This window comes from Streptomyces sp. NPDC002463 (assembly GCF_042889835.1).
GTDB classification, from domain to species: Bacteria; Actinomycetota; Actinomycetes; order Streptomycetales; family Streptomycetaceae; genus Streptomyces; species Streptomyces nymphaeiformis.
The window spans coordinates 92793-110700 of record NZ_JBIARL010000017.1 but is presented as its reverse complement, the minus strand read 5'-3'; the positions used below and the strand labels follow the sequence as shown (position 1 = coordinate 110700).

Sequence of the window (17908 nt, the reverse complement as noted above, 5' to 3'; positions counted from 1 at the left end):
CTCAGGACGTCCTGCCGGCGCTGCTGCCGTCGGCGTACTCGGCCTTCATCGTCGCCAGCCTGTCGCCCCGCGAGAACTCGGCCTGGAGCGTTGCCCTGACTCCGTAGGCCCGATTGCCGGCCAGCCGGGTGAGGGTGCGGTCCTTGACGGGGCCGGACGCGGGTACGAAGACGTCGTCCGAGGAGGCGGTGGCCGAGCGTGTCGTCCAGCTCGACCTGATCTGTCCGAACAGCCCGGCGTCCTTCCACCGGAGCCGGCCCCGGTCGTAGAAGGAGCCGTTGTCCCACAGGACGGTCGTGACCTTGTGGAAGGACCTGTTCAGCTCGTTGAGCAGCTCGGCCTTGCGCGCGTTGTCGGCGTTGTCGAACTGCGGCTCGTCGACGCTCTCGAAGACGAGCTGGGCGGGCTCGTTCCGTAAGGCGGTGGCGATCTGGGCCCAGGTCGCGTTGAAGCGGGACAGGGCCGCGTCGTGCTCGGTGGACACCATGCCCGGCCCACTGCCAGGAGTCGTGACGGACGTCGATCATCACGGTCACCGAAGGTCCCGAAGGCCGCGCCGTAGGCGAGAACGCCCGAGGCGATCAGCGCCGCCGGCACCCCCACAGTCAGCCGAAGACGGCGTCGGCGGTGCTGTGGGCCGTGCTGCTTTCTCGTTGCTCATCCGTTCCGGAAGACCGAGCTCGTGTCTCCTGTCGGTTGCCGCCGACGGGCAGAAGGTTGCCGTGTCAGCGTTGGGTGTAGATGAAGCCGATCTTGTCGACCTCGTCGCCCGAGCGCCCGTGGAAGCCGGTGATCTGCCGGCCCGGGGGAGCGGTGTGGGCGACGCAGTCGGGGGTCGGCGTGCCGCCGGCCAGGGTGCGGCCGAGGTTGGTGGTGAATCTGGCATGGAAGATCCGGGTGCGGCCGTCCTTCTGGGCCCGGCACAGGTGGGCGGTGGTCACGTATTCGCCGCTGCCGAGCGTGAGGGCGGCCGCGGTGCCTCCACTGCCGCCGTGGGCGAGTGCCGTGCCGTTGTCCAGGGTGATGCTCAGCCGGTCGATGCGGGAGCCGGCACGGAGGGCGATGGTGGTGGCGCGGGCACCGGCGGGGACGCGGTCGATGTCGTTGAAGGGGTCGCCGTGCGGTCCGCCGAACTGCTCGCTCAGCTGGAAGGCAGGGTTGCGCGACCAGGAGAAGCCGACCGCGATGGGGTCGTGGTCGGAGAGCATGAGCCCGTCGCCGGTGAGGAACCCGGCGTGCTGGTTGGCGTACGAGGTGGCGTCCAGGGAAACGAGTGTGCTGCCGCGGTACAGGATCTTGTCGACGACCTCGCAGGTGTTGGGCACGGTCGGCAGGGACTGATCGCACACCAGGGCGTCGCTGCCCTTCGCGGGCGGGGTGCCGCCGCGGATGAGCTCGACCCAGGCGTCGGTCAGGCCGTTGGCGGTGGCGAACTCGGCGATGGTGTCGCCGGTGCGCGTGTAGCGGGTATTGGTGTCGCCCATGACGACGACCGCGTTGCCGGCCGAGTGGGTCTCGATGAAGGCGGTGAGTTGGTTCAGGTTGTCGGAGCGTGCCGACAGGTCCCCGGCGTTCGTGCCCGCGTTGGTGTGGAGGTTGTAGAAGTCGATGTAGACGCCCTCGGCGAGGCGCTGCCGGGCGAACGTGAAGCCCTTGGGAGTCAGGCAGTCGCCGGAGTCGTACTGGCAGGAGTTCCAGCGGACCCGCTCGAAGTCGTCGACGTCGTACAGGGACTTCGACAGGGTGTTCAGGCCGCTGCCGATGCCCGCCCCACCGCTGGTGGGGGTGCGGTACGGATGGGTGGTGTCGGCTGCGTACAGACGGGCGTGGTAGTTGAAGTCCTCCTGGACGTGGACGATGTCGTACGGCGCGATCCGCCTGCCGAGCTCCGTTGTGGCGGGTTCGCGTGGCGTCGGGGCGCTGGAGAGGCCCTCGGGTAGCCCGGCCACGTTGTACGTGAGCACGCTGAACGTGCCCGAGTCGGCGGCCGTGGCCGGTGGCGCCGTCGCGGTGAGTCCGGCGAGTACGGCTGCCGCGGCTGTCAGGTGGACGAGGAGCCGGCGCATGGGTTTCTCCTGGTGACAGTGGTGTGGCGCCGGCCGGGCTCGGGCGGCAGCGTCCGCCCGGGCCCGGCCGGCAGCGGATCAGGCGCAGGTGTTCCCGTCGAGAGCGAAGACGGTGGGCGGGGGATTGGTCCCGCTGTGCGTTCCCTGGACTCCGAAACTTGCGGTCGCACCCGGGGCGATCGATCTGTTCCAGTCGGCGTTGCGGGCGTTGACGGCGATGCCGTTCTGGGTGACGGTGGCGTTCCAGGCGCTCGTGACGCGCTGCCCGCCCGGGTAGGTCCAGGTCACCTGCCAGCCGTCGACGGCGGCCGGGCCGGTGTTCTTGACGGTGACGGTCGCGGTGAAGCCGGTGCTCCAGATGTCGTTCACGGCGTACGTCACCGCACAGGCGGCGGTGGGCGGTTCGCCGCCGGTGGTGGTCCGCTCGGCGACATAGGCGGCGAGCCATGCCAGCGGGGCGTTCCAGTTGATCGCCACCTCGTTGGTCGAGTAGGAGCCGATGTCGTCGATGTAGCAGGCCGAGGGGGCGCAGCCGGTCAGCTTCTCCTGCGCTACCGGGTCCTGGAGGCCGCTGTTGGGGCCGCCCGCGAGCGAGCCCGCCGGCGGGTGGGGCAGCGAGGCGTCCAACTGGTGTGCCCAGAAACGGTGGTGCTGGTTCTGCGAGGACGTCTCTCCGTAGCCGGTCACGTAGGACCGGCCGAGGGCGTTGCGGCCGAGCAGGTAGTCCATCGCCTCCAGCGCGCCGGCCCGGTAGCGTCCCTCGCCCGTCAGCTCCCCGGCGACGGCCATGACGATCGCGTTGTCGGCGACCTCGCTGTTGGAGCCCCAGAAGTAGCCGTCCGCAGGAGCCGGCACCGCGTAGCCCTGGGCGGCCATGCGGGACAGGTGGCCGTCCGCGGCCGACACCACCGAGGCGCGGACGCGAGCCAGGTCGGTGGCGGGCAGCCCGTTGGGCACCGTGGCCAGGGTGAGCCGGCCGAGCGCGGCCGTGTCTGCCCAGCCGAAGCCGTACGGGCCGAGGGCGTCGGCGGAGGTGTGCCAGGGCGAGGAGGTGACCGCGTCCCGGTAGGTGCTCTCGCCGGTCGTCGCGTACAGCTCGGCGGCCGCCCAGTAGAACTCGTCGGTGACCTGCGTGTCCTCGTAGGCACCGCCGCCCGTGCTGTCCGAGGCCGGTGCGTACAGGGCCGGGTTGGCCTGCGCCGCCGTCCAGGCCCGGCGGGCGGCCGACAGGCAGCGGTCGGCGAAGGCGGAGTCGTACGGGCGGAAGACCCGGGCGCATTGGGCCGCGGCCGCTGCGAGGTTGAGGGTCGCCGCCGTGGACGGGCGGTGCAGTTCGCGGGGCTGCGCATCCTGGTCGGGGCGCATGGGCATGCCGGTCCAGGCCGCGTCATGGACCTTGTGGAAGGCCATGCCGGCGTACGACTTGCCCTCGGGCACCTGCATCCGCATGAGGAAGTCGAGCTCCCAGCGCGCCTCGTCCAGGACGTCCGGTATGCCGTTGCCGCGCTCGGGGACGCGCAGGGTCGAGTCGCCGAGCGCCGCGTCCTTGCCCGCCCGCTCGGCCCGCTCGAAGGAGTTGACGACCAGCCAGGTGGAGATGCCCCCGTTCACCACGTACTTGCCGTGGTCACCCGCGTCGTACCAGCCGCCCCTGACGTCCTGGGCGTAGTCGCACACGCCGGCCTGGCACGGGACGGACGTGTCGCCCTGGTTGGGCGCGACCCCGAGGTGGCCGGCCGGGCGGGCGTACGCGGTGCCCACGAGCGAGGCGTCGATGGCGATGCCGCTGCGTTGGTGGTGGAAGAACGCCATGGAGTCGGAACGCAGGGCGTCGTAGAGGTCCGCGCGGATGTCGAAGGGTGCGCTGTCGCTGCCGTCCACCGCCAGGACGTATCCCGAGCCGGTGCTCCGGTACGAGGAGAAGTCGGCCACCTGGACCGACTGCCCCGAGGGAGTGTCGGCGCCGCGCGGGATGGTCGAGCCGGAGGCGACCACGGTCCCGGACGCGTTCCGCAGCTGCCAGGCGAGCGCCTGCGTGGCGGTGGTGACGACGGTGGCGCGCTTGGGGCCGTCCGGCAGGTAACCGACCTGGTTGACCCGTACAGCCGTGGTCGCCACCACGGTGGTGGGGACGCCCGCGGCGGCCGGTGCGATCGCGAGGCCGCCCAGGAGGAGCGTCGCCGTCAGGAGGGAGGCGGAGAGGCGTAACGAGCGTCCTCGCCCGCGCCATCGCGATGAAGTGGGCATGCCAATCACATCTCCTTCTCGACGGGTTCGATCCGTCGGTAGGTCTGTATTGGGAGCGCTCCCATTGTGAAGTGTCGAACACTGGTCGACGGGTCGGGATCTGGAGCGCACAGTAGTGACGCGGGCTCGCCACCGTCAACGGACGCGGCAACGGAGACACAAGCCGGCCGACCCGCGGCGCATCGCGGAGTGCGAGGTCCCGAGGGGTAGCGTTCGGGGCGACTGCATGGACGCCTCGCCGCCGCTACGGAAGGACCGGAACCTGAACCCCCAGCTCGCGGAGACGCTGTCCGCGGCCCTGCTCGTCCTCGTGCTGGCCTGCGCGGTCATCCGTCCCTTCGGATGGCCGGAGGCGGTCGTGGCCGTCCCGGCCGCCGCCCTCGTGGTGGCCACCGGGGCCATCTCCCTCGACGACGCCCTGGCCGAGGCGGAACGGCTCGGACCGGTGATCGGCTTCCTGGCCGCCGTCCTGGTGCTGGCTCAGCTCTGCGACGACGAAGGGCTGTTCCAGGCGTGCGGGGCGTGGATGGCGCGTACGGCGGCGGGCCGGCCGCGCCGGCTGCTCGCCCAGGTGTTCCTGGCCGCGTCGGCGATCACCGCCGTGCTCAGCCTGGACGCCACCGTCGTGCTGCTGACCCCGGTGGTGTTCGCCACCGCGGCCCGGATCGGCGCCCGCCCCAAACCGCACGTGTACGCCTGCACCCACCTGTCGAACACGGCCTCCCTGCTGCTGCCCGTGTCCAACCTCACCAACCTGCTGGCCTTCACGGCGAGCGGGCTCACCTTCACCCGGTTCGCCGCGTTGATGGCCCTGCCGTGGGCGGCGGCGATCGGCGTCGAGTACCTGGTCTTCCGGCGCTTCTTCGCCACCGACCTGGACGCCGGAGCCCAGGCCCCCGTGGAGGCCGAGCAGCCGCCGCTGCCGCTGTTCGCCCTGGTGACCGTGGGATGCACGCTGGCCGGCTTCGTGCTGACGTCGGTGATCGGGATCGACCCGGCCTGGGCCGCCCTGGCAGGCGCGCTGGCCCTCGCCGTCCGGGCCCTGATCCGGCGCCGCACCACGCCCCGGGCGCTGGTGCGTGCCGCCTCCGTGCCCTTCCTCGCCTTCGTCCTGGCCCTCGGGATCGTGGTCCTGGCCGTGGTGGACAACGGTCTCGACGACGCGCTGGGGCACGTGATCCCCGAGGGTACGGGGCTGCCGGAACTGCTTGCCCTCGCCGGGCTGGCCGCCGTCCTCGCGAACGTCATCAACAACCTGCCGGCGGTCCTCGTGCTGCTGCCGCTGACCGCCCCTTCGGGGCCCGGCGCCGTTCTCGCCGTCCTGCTCGGCGTCAACATCGGACCCAACCTCACCTACGCCGGCTCGCTGGCCACTCTGCTGTGGAGACGCATCGTCCACGCCCACGACAGCGAGGTGGAACTCAAGGAGTTCACCCGGCTCGGCGTGTACGCGGTCCCCGCGAGCCTGGCAGTCGCCGTACTGGCACTGTGGCTTTCCCTGACCGTCATCGGAGGAGGCTGACCCCATGGCCGTGGTCGTCTGGATCGTCGAGGGCACCTGGCGCGCCTGCGTGGACGCCGCCCGCGCACACACCCCGCCGGACGCCGACATCGTCCTGCTGCACGTCACCCCGGCCGACGTACCGGGCGCGGCCCACGGTGCCTTCGCCGGACTCCTCGGGCGGGGCCACCCCGCGGGGAACCGCCCGGCCGAAGGCTGGGGGAGGGACCCCGGCACGCGCCTGGAACACCTCGCCGCCGCCTCCGCACAGCAGCTGCTCCACGACGCCGCCGACCGCCTGGACCGCCCCTGCACCCGTACCGAGCGCACCGGGCGTGTCGAACGGGAGGTCGTCGCCGAAGCCGAGGGCAGCGACCTGCTGATCCTGGCAAGGGACGGCGACCGCACCCACCTCGGACCGCACAGTCTCGGTCCGGCAGCGCGCTTCGTCGTGGACCACGCCCCCTGCCCGGTGCTGCTCGTATGGCCCGAACCGCCGCCGGGGCTGCCCACCATGCCGCCGCCTCCCGCTCATCAGATCCCCTGACGCACGAAGGCCCCGGCCGCCGGGTTCCGGCAGCCGGGGCGAGGCGGACTTCGGTCAGGGGGTGGTTCCGGTCACCGAGGTGCCCGACCTGGTCACCCGGTAGGTGAACGTGGCGCCGCTGTAGAAGTGGAAGGTCAGCGTCGCCTGTTCGCCGTCGCGGAGCGCGTTCAGGAACTCGGGGGTGAGGATGATCCCGCCGCCCGGGTAGTCCGGCGAGAAGGCCTTGTTGAACTCCTGGTACGGGGTCCAGCTGGTCTGGCCTGCGTTGGTGCCGTCGACGTAGGTGGCGTGCACGGTCGCCAGCTGGTCACCGCGGAACTGCGTGGGGACGGTGAACCCGGCCGTCTTGCCCGTGGTGTTCGACAGCACCGGGGGGTCCTGGCTGACCACGTCGATCTGCCAGGGCAGCCCGCTGGAGAACCGGGCCTGGAGCGTCGCCCTCACCCCGTAGGTGCGATCACCGGCCAGCCGGGTCAGCGCGCCGGTCGTGAGGGTCAGTTGATCGCCGGACAGCGTGTAGTCCCGGCCGTGGGCCAGCTTGGTGCCGCCCTGCCACAGGCCCTGGAAGCTCGTGCCGTTCCGGTTCAGGGTGAGCGTCTGGGCGGTGACGGGGCTCGACTTGCGTACGTAGACCTTGTCGAAGGAGGCGGTGCCGGAGCGGGTGGTCCAGCTCGACTTGATCCAGTCGAACAGGGCGGGGTCCCGCCACTGCAGGGTGGCTCGGTCGAGGTAGGCGAAGGGGTCCCACAGTGCGGTGGTGACGCCGGCGACGCGCGCCTTGTACCCGAGGTGCTCGATGTACTTCAGTGCCTCGCCGCGCTCGATGCGGGACGGGTGGTTGTGGTCGGGCCAGCTGAGCAGTCCGTACTCGCCGAGGTAGACGGGGATGCCCTTGGCGACGAACGTGTCGTGCATACGGGCGAAGGCGTCGTCCAGGTCCTTCCGTGCGGCGTCGTCGTAGTGGGTTCCGCCCGCGACGTTCACGCTGAACGGGTAGTAGCTGTAGTAGTGCACGGTGGCGACCAGATTGCCGTCGTTCAGGCCGCGGATCGTGGCGTACAGGTCGTCCATGAGGGGTTGGGAGGGCGTGCAGAACTGCGTGGGCAGAACCAGCAGGCGGTCCGCGTTACCGCCGCCCGAGGCGCGGACGATCCTGTGGAAGGAGAGGTTCAGCTCGTTCAGGAACTCGGTCTTCTGCGCGTCCGTGATGTCGTCGAACTGCGGCTCGTTGACGCTCTCGTAGAGCAGGGTGCGCGGCTCGTCCCGGAACGTGGCGGCGATCTGTGTCCAGGAGGAGTTGTACCGGGCCAGCACCCGGTCGTGGTCGGTGGACATCTTCGAGATCCACTGCCACGAGTCGTGGTGCACGTTGAGCACGACGTACAGGCCCTCGGCCAGCGCCCAGTCGACGACCTGCTTGACGCGGGCCATGTACGTGGCGTCGACGGTGTAGGGCGCGGTGGCCGACTGGTGGTCGGTCCAGGTCACCGGTATGCGCACGCTGCGGTAGCCCTGGGTGTGGATGGCAGCCAGCAGTTCCCTGGAGGCAGGCGGGTTGCCCCAGGACGTCTCGCCGGGGATGGCGTCCAGGGTGTTGCCCAGGTTCCAGCTCGGCTGCATCGCCGCGACGGCGTCCATGGCGGAGGCCGGGACCACGACGGCCGGCCCCGACGAAACCTTGCCGCCGCCGGGCGCCGCGAAGGCCGTGAAGCCGGACAGCCCCAGCATGACGACCACTGCCAGGAGCAGGGGGGCCAGGCGTCCGGGGCCGCGACTGCGGTGGTGGGCGAACGGTTGCTGCATTTCGTTCACGTGTGTCACTTTCGGTCGGTCGTGCGGAGGATGGTCGACGTGGTGGTCGGGGGGCCGGCCGCTGAGCGGCTCGCAGTCGAACCCGTCGAAGCGGACGGTCCCTGTCGGCGAGTGGGCGGGTCCGCTGCGGTCCGCACCGCCACCGGCGGATGCGGGGTCGCGACGCCGAGGACCACCGGGCCGATGTGGGCGAACATCCTCGTCTCGCCGGCGACAAACAGCTGTCGAAACGCTTCACTTGCAAGGGAAGGTAACGCACGTGCTTTGTGCGAAACAAAGGGGTCGACAGGAAGAAACTTTCTTTTCTGGTTCCGTTGACAGGTAGTTGAGGTGGATGGGACTGTCGATGCGCTTCGACGATCGTCATCGTGCCCAGCTCGCCTGAGGGGTTTCCACGTGAGTTCCGTGCCCGCGTCCGCATCCGAGCGGCCCGATTTCCGTGATCCCGCACTTTCACCGCAGAAGCGTGTCGACGACCTGCTCTCACGGCTCACGCCCGACGAGCGGATCGTGATGCTGCACCAGCACGTTCCGGCCGTCCCACGGCTCGGCCTCGCCGCCTTCCGTACCGGCAGCGAAGTCCTGCACGGGGTCTCCTGGATGGGCGTGGCGACGGTCTTTTCCCAGGCCGTCGGCCTCGGCGCCACCTGGGACGACGCCCTGGTGCACAGGGTCGCCGAGGCGACATCGGTCGAGCTGCGCGCCTTTCACCGCCACCGCCCGCCCGTCACCGGCACCGGCGCCGACAGCCTGCACGCCTGGTCCCCCGTCCTGAACCTGCTGCGCGATCCCCGATGGGGGCGCAACGAGGAGGGCTACTCCGAGGACCCCGTACACACCGCCCGGCTCGGCGAGGCGTTCTGCAAGGGGCTGGCCGGCGATCACCCGACCTACCTGCGGGCGGCCCCGGTGCTCAAGCACTTCCTCGCCTACAACAACGAGAACGACCGCTGCACCACCTCCTCCGGACTGCGCCCGCGCGTCCTTCACGAGTACGATCTCGCCGCCTTCCGCCCCGTCGTCGCCTCCGGCGCCGCGACCGGAGCCATGGCCGCCTACAACCTGGTCAACGGCCGTCCCTGCCACGTCAGTCCACTGATCGAGACGGAGCTGCGGCGGTGGGCACAGCCGACCGGCCACGAGCTGTTCGTGGTCAGTGACGCCGATGCCCCCTCCAACCCGGTCGACCCGGAGCACTACTTCGACGACCACGCGGAGTCCCACGCGGCTGCCCTCAAGGCCGGCATCGACAGCTTCACCGACCACTGGGAGGACAGCGCCACACCGATCGGCCGGCTGCGCGAGGCGCTGGAGCGCGGTCTCATCGACCAGTGCGACGTGGACCGCGCCGTGCGGCGGCAGCTGGAAATCCAGCTCAGGCTGGGAGAGTTCGACCCCGAGCTTGACCCGTATGCCGGGATCGGACCGGAGGTGATCGACTGCCCCGAGCACCGTGCCCTGGCGCGACAGGCGGCGACCGAGTCGGTCGTGCTGCTCAAGAACGACGCTCTGCTGCCGCTGGAGCCGGCCCGGACCCCGCGGATCGCCGTCATCGGCCCCCTCGCCGACACCCTCTGCGAGGACTGGTACAGCGGCACCATGCCCTACCGGGTGACCGTCGCCGAAGGCCTCGCCGCCGCACTCCGCGCCCACGACGGCGAGGTGGTACGCGTCGAGGGCGCCGACCGGATCTCCCTGCGCTCGCGCACCACCGGCGAACTCCTCGGCGGGACCGCCTTCGACGTGACCGGCTGGGGTCGCGGTGTCCTCACCCTCCGCGCCGCCGACACCGGCCACTACCTGAGCCTCAAGGAGGACGGCACCGTGATCGCCGACCAGGAGGTGTTCAAGAGCTGGGAGATCCACGAGACCTTCCGCCTCGAACCCGCCGGGGGCGACACGGTGCTGCTGCGCTCCGTGCTCACCGGTCGCTACGCCGCCGTGGACCCCGCCGACGGCCGGGTCGCCCTGACCGCCGATGCCCCGGACTCCGCCGAACGCTGGGAGCGGGAGCTGTTGCTCGACGGCGTGGCCGAGGCCCGGGCAGCCGCCGGGGCCGCCGACGTGGCGGTCGTCGTCCTCGGCAACCACCCCCTGATCCACGGCCGCGAGACCGAGGACCGCGCGGACATCCACCTGCCCGAGACGCAGGAGGAGTTGCTGCGTGCGGTCGCGGCCGTACGCCCGGAGACGGCGCTCGTGGTGATGAGCAGTTACCCGTACGCCGTCGACTGGGCCGACGAGCACCTGCCCGCCGTGGTGTGGACCTCCCACGGCGGGCAGGAGACAGGCCACGCGCTGGCCGCCGTACTCATCGGCGAGACCGAGCCCGCCGGCCGCCTCCCGCAGACCTGGTACCGGGGCGACGATCCGCTGCCGGCCCCGCTCGACTACGACATCATCACGGCGGGCTGGACCTATCAGTACCACCCGACCGCACCCCGCTACCCCTTCGGCCACGGGCTGTCCTACACCGACTTCGCCCACCGTGACCTGCGCCTGTCGCGGTCGTCGATCGGTCAGGACGACTCGGTCGACGTCTCGGTGACCCTGGCCAACAGCGGTGCCCGGTTCGGCAGCGAGGTGGTGCAGCTCTACGTCCGAGCGCTGGACGCCCGTCACGAGGCGCCCAGGCTCCGCCTGGCGGACTTCCGCAAGGTACGCCTGGAGCCGGGGGAGAGCCGCGAGGTGACGTTCCGGCTGGCCGCCGAGCAGCTCGCCCACTGGTCCGTCGCCACCTCGGCCTTCACCGTCGATCCCGGCGGCTACGAGATCATCGTCGCCCGCTCGGCCGATCACCCCGTCCTCAGTGTGCCGCTGACGGTGACCGGGACGGCCCCGGCGCCCCGGGACGTCGTGGAACGGCGGACCCTGGCGGTCGACTTCGACGACTGTGCGGACGCCACCCTCGTCGACGCCACCCGCGCCGACGGTGACGCGGTCACGCCCACCGACCCCGCTCGGCCCGCGACGCTCCTCTTCCGCGACACCGACCTCTCGGGGGCCGTCCGGGTCGAGGCCGAGACCGCCCGCGAGGACGCCGGACCGGGTGAGGCGCGGCTCGTCCTCGGAACGGCCGACCAGGTGCTGGCCGAGCTCGACGTCCCCGTCACCGGCGACCGCTACGCGTGGACGGCCGTCGCCGCCGACCTGGCCGCCCTGCCCGAGGGCGTCCACGATCTGCGCCTGACTCTGCACGGCGACTTCCGCCTCGCCGCCTTCCGCTTCGGCGGACCCGGCCGGGCCGACTGACCGCCCACGCCCCGTGGACCGGCGGCCCGTCCGAGAGGGGGGGAGGGACGGGCCGCCACCCCGTGTCCGGCCATACGCCCGGGCCCGCCGGGCCCGCGGTCCCGGTGCCACGTGAACCCCATCGCCCCGTCACCTCGTCCACACTCCGACCGGAGGAAGCCTCATGCCGCTCACCGACTTCGGGATCGACGAACTCGTCGGCTACCGGCCGCAACTGCCCGACCCGAGGGACTTCGACGCGTTCTGGTCGCGCACTCTCGCCGAAGCCAGGTCCTACGACGGGACCGTCAAGTCCGAACGCGTCACGTCCGCGCACCTGCTGCACACCGTCGAGGTCGACGACGTGCGCTTCCCGGGCTGGAACGGCGAGCCGGTGGCCGCCTGGTTGCTGCGCCCACGCGGCGCGGACGGACCGCTGCCGGTCGTCGTCACGTACATCGGTTACAGCGGCGGTCGTGGTCTGCCCACCGACCATCTGTTCTGGTCCGCCGCCGGTTACGCCCAGCTCGTCGTCGACAGCCGGGGCCAGGGCCACGACACCCCGGACCGCACGGCGGGCGACGGCACGCAATGGGCCGGGGGATTCATGACCCGCGGCATCGACTCGCCCGAGAACTACTACTACAGGCGCCTGATCACCGACTGCGTGCGCGCCGTGGACGCCGTCGCGGAACTGCCCGGGCTCGACACCCGGAGGGTCGTCGTGGCCGGAGGCAGCCAGGGGGGCGGTCTGGCCCTCGCCGTCGCCGGTCTCGCCGGGGACCGCGTGGCGGCGGCGCTGCCGGACGTCCCGTTCCTGTGCCACTTCCGACGGGCCGTACAGATCACCGGCGAAGGCCCGTACCCGGAGATCGTCGAGTACCTGCGCTGGCACAGCCGCGACCGCGTGGAGCAGACCTTCGCCACCCTCGACCACTTCGACGGCGTCCACTTCGCCCAGCGGGCCTCCGCGCCGGCGCTGTTCAGCGTCGCTCTGATGGACCCGGTCTGCCCGCCGTCGACGGTGTACGCCGCTTTCAACCGCTACGGGGGGCAGGACCGAACCATGACCGTCTGGCCCTTCGGCGACCACGGCGGCGGCTGTGGCTCCAACCCGCCGGTCCAGCTGTCCTGGCTGCGCGAGCGCGGGCTCGCGCCGGAGCTCTGAGCCGTACGGAGCCGAGGCCCCGCGCCGCCCGGTGACTCGGGAGGGGACGGGCGGCCGCAACGTCCGGCCACGAGCGAGTGGCTGCTCGTGGCCGGAGGTGGACGGGGCAGGGGTGAGAGCTCAGCGGTCGAACGTCAGCCGCGGTGCCGCGTTGCGGGCGAGCGAGTGGGCCTGGTCCGGCCACCACGTGCCGGCGGGCGGGTCGACGATGCCGTACTCGGGGTCGATCTCGCCGCCGGTGTTGCGGGTGCAGCTGCCGTCGGACTCACCGGGGATCTTGATCCACAGGTAGGCGTCGACGAGCGGGACGCCGGTGTCGGCGGTGGGACGGGGGCCGAGGCCGCGGCCGGGCGCGTTGCACCAGATCTCCGGGTCCCCGCTGTACTTGCCGGGTTCCGGGCTCCAGGCGCCCAGACCGTTGCGGCTGGTGTCGATGACGAAGTGGTGCAGCGCGTCGCTCGACGGGGTGCCCACGTTCCGGTCGAACCAGGCGTCGGTCCAGTGCCAGGTGGCGGGGTCGGCGGAGTCGACGGCGTTGCCGGGGGCGCCGTCGTTGGGTGCGGCGGACGAGTAGTACTGCGTGGCGCACCAGTCGGTGTGGCCGCGGGCGGGCTCGGGTCCCTCGGTGGCGTACCACATGCACTTCGCTATCCAGGTGCCGTAGCGCGCGTTGTGGTCGGTGGGGTGGGTGTTGGACACGTTGAGGGAGAAGCCGTCGCCGTCCTGGACGCCGGCGTCGAGCAGCCGCCGCGCCATGTCGCCGACGGGCCGCCACAGGACGTTGCCCGCGTCGAGGTAGACCGCGGTGCGGGCCTTGGACTTGATGGTCTTGACCGCGTACGCGAGATCGGCGATACGGGTCGCCGTGAGTTCGCCGGTCGGGTCCACGGCCGGCCCGCAGTCGCCGGGGAGGAGGGCGAGGCCGTCGGGCTCGACCACGACGACGGCCTTGCTGTCGCCGATACCGGCGGCGAAGGCGTCGATCCACTGCCGGTAGGCGGCCGAGGACGCGGCTCCGCCGCTGGAGTACTGGGAGCAGTCCCGGCCCGGCACGTTGTAGGCGACCAGGACGGGGGTCCGGTTCACCGCCCGGGCCCTGCGGACGAGACCCTTGACCTTGACCCGTACCTCGTCGGGCGTGCCCTCGGTGAACCACTCGGCCTGTGGCCAGCTCGCGAGCTTGGCCATGTTCACGGCGTTCGCGAAGTCGCCGTTCCCGAGGTCGGCGAGCGCCTGCTTGGCGGCCTTGCTGTGCGGGTCCACGTAGAACCGGGTGGTCGGGGCGATCCCGTCGCCGGCGGGGGCGGCCTGCGCCTGCCCCTGCGTCGCGGTGAGGGCGGCACAGGCCGTGAGCGCCGCGAGGGCGGCTGTCACGCGGCGTCTCGGGCTGAGTGGCTTCATGCTTGCTCCTGGTCGAGGGGGGAGGGACAGACGGTAGGTGGTGCCTGTGGCCCGGTCGCGGGGCGGGGAGGTACCGGGCCACAGGAGTCCGAGGTCAGTAGCCGTAGATCATCTTGTAGGCGACTTCGGGGAGGAACTGTCCGGCCGTGGACCCCGTTCCGACGCCGCAGTTGCCGTCGGACTCGCCCGGGGTCTTGATCCACAGCAGCATCTCGGCGCCGCCTCCCAGCTGGGTGGGGGTGCCGATGCGGCGGCCCGCCGCGTTGCACCACTCGCCGTTGGAGCCGTTGCCGTTGCGGCTGGTGTCGACGACGAACGGCTTGGTGTAGCCGTAGCGGGCGGCCAGTTCGCTGTTGACGGAGTTGCCGTACGCGGTGTTCTGCGCGGTGGTGAAGTAGTTGGAGATGTTGAGGGAGAAGCCGTGGGCCTGCCGGAGGCCGGCTTCGTGGAGACGCTGGGCCATCGTCGCCGGGCTCACCCAGCCCGGGTTCCCGGCATCGAGATAGACCCAGGTGTTGGGCGCCTGGCGGTTGAACTCGGCGACGGCGCCGCTGATCATGCCCTGGCGTTCGCGGATCTGCGTCTGGTTCATGCAGCCGTAGTCCGCGAGGGAGTCGGGTTCGAGGATGACGGCGGCCGGACGGCCCGCGATCCCGCCGGCGAACTGCGCGATCCAGGTCGCGTAGGCGGACGGGGAGGCGGCGCCGCCTCCGGAGTGCCCGCCACAGGTGTCGCGGTTGTAGATGTTGTAGGCGACGAGGACGGGCAGCTTGTCCGAGTAGTCCGCCGCCCCCACGTACGCACCGGTGGCGGTGCCGATGGTGCCGCTCCAGGAGCCGAACCAGCGGGCCATGGGGGTGTTCGCGAGGGACGCGTTGATCGCGGGCGCCCGGCCGTCGCCGGGGTTGGCGGCGACCCACTGCTTCGCGCTGGAGTTCGGGTCCACATAGAACCCGCTGGTCATGGTGGTCGGATCCGCCGCATGGGCGGACGGCGCGACGGCGAGCGCCAACGGCAGCGCGGAAAGGGCTGCCACGAGGGTGCGGATTCTGCGGCGCATGAATGTACCTCGGTTTCCTGACGGCGGACGCGCCGCACGCTCTCGTCCAGAGCGGGCGGCGCACGGGACCTCGGACCATGGAGCGATTGGGAGCGCTCCCACTGGAAGCGGTCCCAATGCGCACTCCGTACGCTTGGGGTTGTGGCCCGTATCGTGTGATGCGCTGTTCGGCCTGTCAAGTGGTCTCGTTTAACCGGCACTTCACACGACGGCAAGAAGGCTTTACAGTCCTGGAACTGGAAGCGCTTCCAGGCTTCCGTGCGTTCAGGTCGCGACGGGAAGGCAGCTCATGGCCGAAGGTGTGTCACGCCGGCAGTCGACACTCGACGAGGTGGCCGAACTGGCCGGCGTCTCACGGTCGGTGGCCTCGCGGGTACTCAACAACGCCCCGCACGTCAGTCGCGCCAAACGCGAGGCCGTCGAACGGGCCGTCCATCAACTCGGCTACGTGCCGAACCCGACCGCGCGCGCCCTGGCGACCCGTCAGACCGGCGCGGCCGCCCTGGTCGTCTCGGGAGAGGATCCGTCGATCTTCGCGGATCCGTTCTTCGCCCAGGTGATCGTGGGGGCCTCGGCCGCCCTCGAAGACGCCGATCTGCATCTGATGCTGTGCCTGGCCGCCTCCGATCGGGGGCGCAGACGAGTGGAGCAGCTTCTGCGGTCCAAGGGTGCCGACGGCGTGATGCTGATGGCGCTGCGCGAGGACGATCCGCTGGCCCGCATGGCCCAGGAGGCGGAGATGCCCGTCGTGTTCGGTGGGCGCCCGGTCGGGTTGGACCCCCGGTGGTACGTGGACGTCGACAACGTCGGCGGAGCACGCGCGGCGACCGAGCACTTGATCTCGGTCGGCCGGACCCGCGTGGCCACGATCTGCGGACGTCTGGACACCGAGGTCGGGCGCGCACGGTACCGCGGCTACCGGGATGCCATGCTGGCGGCGGGTCTGGAACCGTACCCGCCGGAAGCCGGCGACTTCACCGAGTGCAGCGGAGCCGACGCCATGGCCGCCCTGCTGGCGAACCACCCTGATGTGGACGGGGTGTTCGCCGCCAGCGACAACATGGGCGTCGGCGCGCTGCGCACGCTGCGCGAGGCCGGCCGGTCGGTCCCCGGCGACATCGCCGTGGTCGGTTTCGACGACCTGGCCGTGGCCCGGATCGCCGACCCGCCGCTGACCACGGTGCATCAACCCATAGAGGGTCTCGGACGGGAGATGGCGCGCATGCTCGTCGCGCTCATCAACGGACAGGACCCCACCCCGCTGATCCTGCCCACACGCCTGGTCACCCGCGCCAGCGCCTGACGGACGCCACCGCGAGAAGTGTCCGGCAGCCAGCCGGCCCACCGGCCTTGACAGGTCGTCAAAGGGGCGGCAGGGTTCCGTTCACCGTCTTTTGGGAGCGCTCCCAGTCTGGGAAGCAGCCCACAGAGCGTGTTCTCCCCAGGCCTTGGAAGGCCCCCCTGCGCCGACCGCCGTCGAGGCGAGGCCGTGCCGCACCCCTCCACCTCAACGCATCGAGGAGATGCCATGTCCCGTTCTTCCGTGCAGCGTGTCCGCATCCGCTCCGCCGTCGTCCTCTCCGCGGCCACGGCCCTGGCGTTCGCCCTCACCGGCTGTTCGTCCTCCGGCGGCGACTCCGTCTCCGCCGACGGGAAGATCACCCTGACCGTCGGCACCTTCGGGACCTTCGGATACAAGGAGGCCGGTCTGTACGACGCGTACATGAAGCAGCATCCCGGGATCACCGTCAAGGAGAACCCGACGACCGTCGAGGGCAACTACTGGACCGCCCTGCAGACCCGGCTCTCCGGCGGAGGCCTCGACGACGTCCAGGCCCTCGAAGTCGGCCGCATGTCCCTGGCCACCTCCGAGGACCTCGCCGGCGCCTTCGCCGACCTGTCCGACGCCCCCGGCGTCGACAAGAAGGACTACCTGCCCTGGAAGTGGGACCAGGCCACCACCGCCGACGGCAGAACGATCGGCCTCGGCACCGACGTCGGCCCGATGGCCATCTGCTACCGCCAGGACCTGTTCAAGGCCGCGGGCCTGCCCTCCGACCCCGCCTCGGTCGGCAAGCTGTGGGCGGGCGACTGGGCGAAGTACGTCGAGACGGGCAAGCGGTACCAGGCCAAGGCGCCCCAGGGCACCTCCTTCATGGACAGCGCCAGCGGACTGTTCAACGCCGTCGTCTCCAGCAGCCCCGTCCAGTACTACAAGGACGGCAAGCTCGCCTACAAGGACTCGGCCAGTGTCAGAACCGCCTGGGACCTGGCCGTCAAGGCCGTCCGGGGCAGGACCAGCCAGGGCCTGAAGATGTTCGACACCCCGTGGCAGACCGCCTTCTCCAAGTCCACCTTCGCCACCACCGTCTGCCCCTCCTGGCAGCAGGCCAACATCCAGCAGTTCTCCGGCCCCGCCAACAAGGGCAAGTGGAACATCGCCCAGCCTCCGGCCGCCGGCAACTGGGGCGGCTCCTTCCTGGCCGTGCCCGCCTCCGGCAAGCACGTCGACGAGGCCAAGAAGCTCGTGGCCTGGCTCACCGCGCCCGAGCAGCAGGCGAAGGTCTTCCAGAAGGTCGGCAACATCCCCGCCAACCAGGCCGCCTACGACCTGCCGGGCCTCGTCGACTACAAGAACGCCTACATCGGCCCCGACGCCGCCACCGGCCAGATCTTCTCCACCGCCGCCAAGGGCATCCGGCCCGCCGAGATCGGCCCGCACGCACAGGACCTCACCGGGGCGTTCGGCACCGGCGTCCAGCTCATGGAGCAGAACGGCAAGAGCCCGGAAGAGGCCTGGAACGCCACCGTCCGCCAGATCGACAGCACCATCCAGTAACCCTTCCCGCCCTCCCCGGCCGTCGCTCGCGGGGGA

General features: G+C 71.1%; 12 protein-coding genes. 6 read left to right on the top strand and 6 right to left on the bottom strand.

Annotated features, from left to right (window positions below):
* Position 1: 1 nt before the first annotated feature.
* The 3 genes from ACFYX3_RS30435 to ACFYX3_RS30425 all read right to left on the bottom strand — a co-directional run bounded on the left by ACFYX3_RS30435 (position 2) and on the right by ACFYX3_RS30425 (position 4313).
* Complete coding sequence (locus tag ACFYX3_RS30435; protein ID WP_389020011.1) at positions 2-487, bottom strand: hypothetical protein; 486 nt, start codon at positions 485-487, stop codon at positions 2-4.
* A 238-nt stretch (positions 488-725) separates the two neighbouring features.
* On the bottom strand, positions 726-2066 hold the full coding sequence (locus ACFYX3_RS30430; RefSeq protein ID WP_389020008.1) for a jacalin-like lectin: 1341 nt from the start codon (positions 2064-2066) through the stop codon (positions 726-728).
* Positions 2067-2144: 78 nt separating this feature from the next.
* A complete protein-coding gene (locus ACFYX3_RS30425) occupies positions 2145-4313 on the bottom strand; it encodes a glycoside hydrolase family 9 protein (RefSeq protein ID WP_389020005.1) in 2169 nt (722 codons plus the stop codon).
* A gap of 226 nt (positions 4314-4539) precedes the next feature.
* Here ACFYX3_RS30425 and ACFYX3_RS30420 point away from each other — a divergent pair, with 226 nt between their 5' ends.
* Entirely contained in the window at positions 4540-5835 is a 1296-nt protein-coding gene (locus tag ACFYX3_RS30420; protein WP_389020002.1) for an SLC13 family permease, read from the top strand.
* A 4-nt stretch (positions 5836-5839) separates the two neighbouring features.
* Complete coding sequence (locus ACFYX3_RS30415) at positions 5840-6361, top strand: universal stress protein (protein WP_389019999.1); 522 nt, start codon at positions 5840-5842, stop codon at positions 6359-6361.
* Between the two features lie 54 nt (positions 6362-6415).
* Here ACFYX3_RS30415 and ACFYX3_RS30410 read toward each other — a convergent pair whose 3' ends face one another.
* Positions 6416-8164 carry a cellulase family glycosylhydrolase gene (locus ACFYX3_RS30410; protein WP_389020221.1) on the bottom strand — a complete coding sequence of 583 codons (1749 nt, stop codon included), beginning with the start codon at positions 8162-8164 and terminating at the stop codon, positions 6416-6418.
* Positions 8165-8578: 414 nt separating this feature from the next.
* Between ACFYX3_RS30410 and ACFYX3_RS30405 the strand changes: the two genes are divergently transcribed.
* Together ACFYX3_RS30405 and ACFYX3_RS30400 are read left to right on the top strand one after the other, a co-directional pair.
* A complete protein-coding gene (locus ACFYX3_RS30405; protein ID WP_389020218.1) occupies positions 8579-11425 on the top strand; it encodes a glycoside hydrolase family 3 C-terminal domain-containing protein in 2847 nt (948 codons plus the stop codon).
* 163 nt (positions 11426-11588) lie between these two features.
* Positions 11589-12572: an acetylxylan esterase gene (locus tag ACFYX3_RS30400; protein WP_389019996.1), complete on the top strand. Its 984-nt coding sequence runs from the start codon at positions 11589-11591 to the stop codon at positions 12570-12572.
* 120 nt (positions 12573-12692) lie between these two features.
* Here the strand turns inward: ACFYX3_RS30400 and ACFYX3_RS30395 are convergent, their stop codons facing one another.
* Both ACFYX3_RS30395 and ACFYX3_RS30390 read right to left on the bottom strand, forming a co-directional pair.
* Positions 12693-13973: a glycoside hydrolase family 6 protein gene (locus tag ACFYX3_RS30395; protein ID WP_389019993.1), complete on the bottom strand. Its 1281-nt coding sequence runs from the start codon at positions 13971-13973 to the stop codon at positions 12693-12695.
* A 94-nt stretch (positions 13974-14067) separates the two neighbouring features.
* Positions 14068-15033 (bottom strand): glycoside hydrolase family 6 protein, encoded by a 966-nt coding sequence (locus ACFYX3_RS30390; RefSeq protein ID WP_389019990.1) that lies wholly within the window; start codon positions 15031-15033, stop codon positions 14068-14070.
* A gap of 289 nt (positions 15034-15322) precedes the next feature.
* Here ACFYX3_RS30390 and ACFYX3_RS30385 point away from each other — a divergent pair, with 289 nt between their 5' ends.
* Positions 15323-16336 (top strand): LacI family DNA-binding transcriptional regulator, encoded by a 1014-nt coding sequence (locus ACFYX3_RS30385; protein ID WP_389019987.1) that lies wholly within the window; start codon positions 15323-15325, stop codon positions 16334-16336.
* Between the two features lie 225 nt (positions 16337-16561).
* A complete protein-coding gene (locus ACFYX3_RS30380; RefSeq protein WP_389019984.1) occupies positions 16562-17872 on the top strand; it encodes an extracellular solute-binding protein in 1311 nt (436 codons plus the stop codon).
* The last annotated feature ends 36 nt before the right edge of the window (positions 17873-17908 follow it).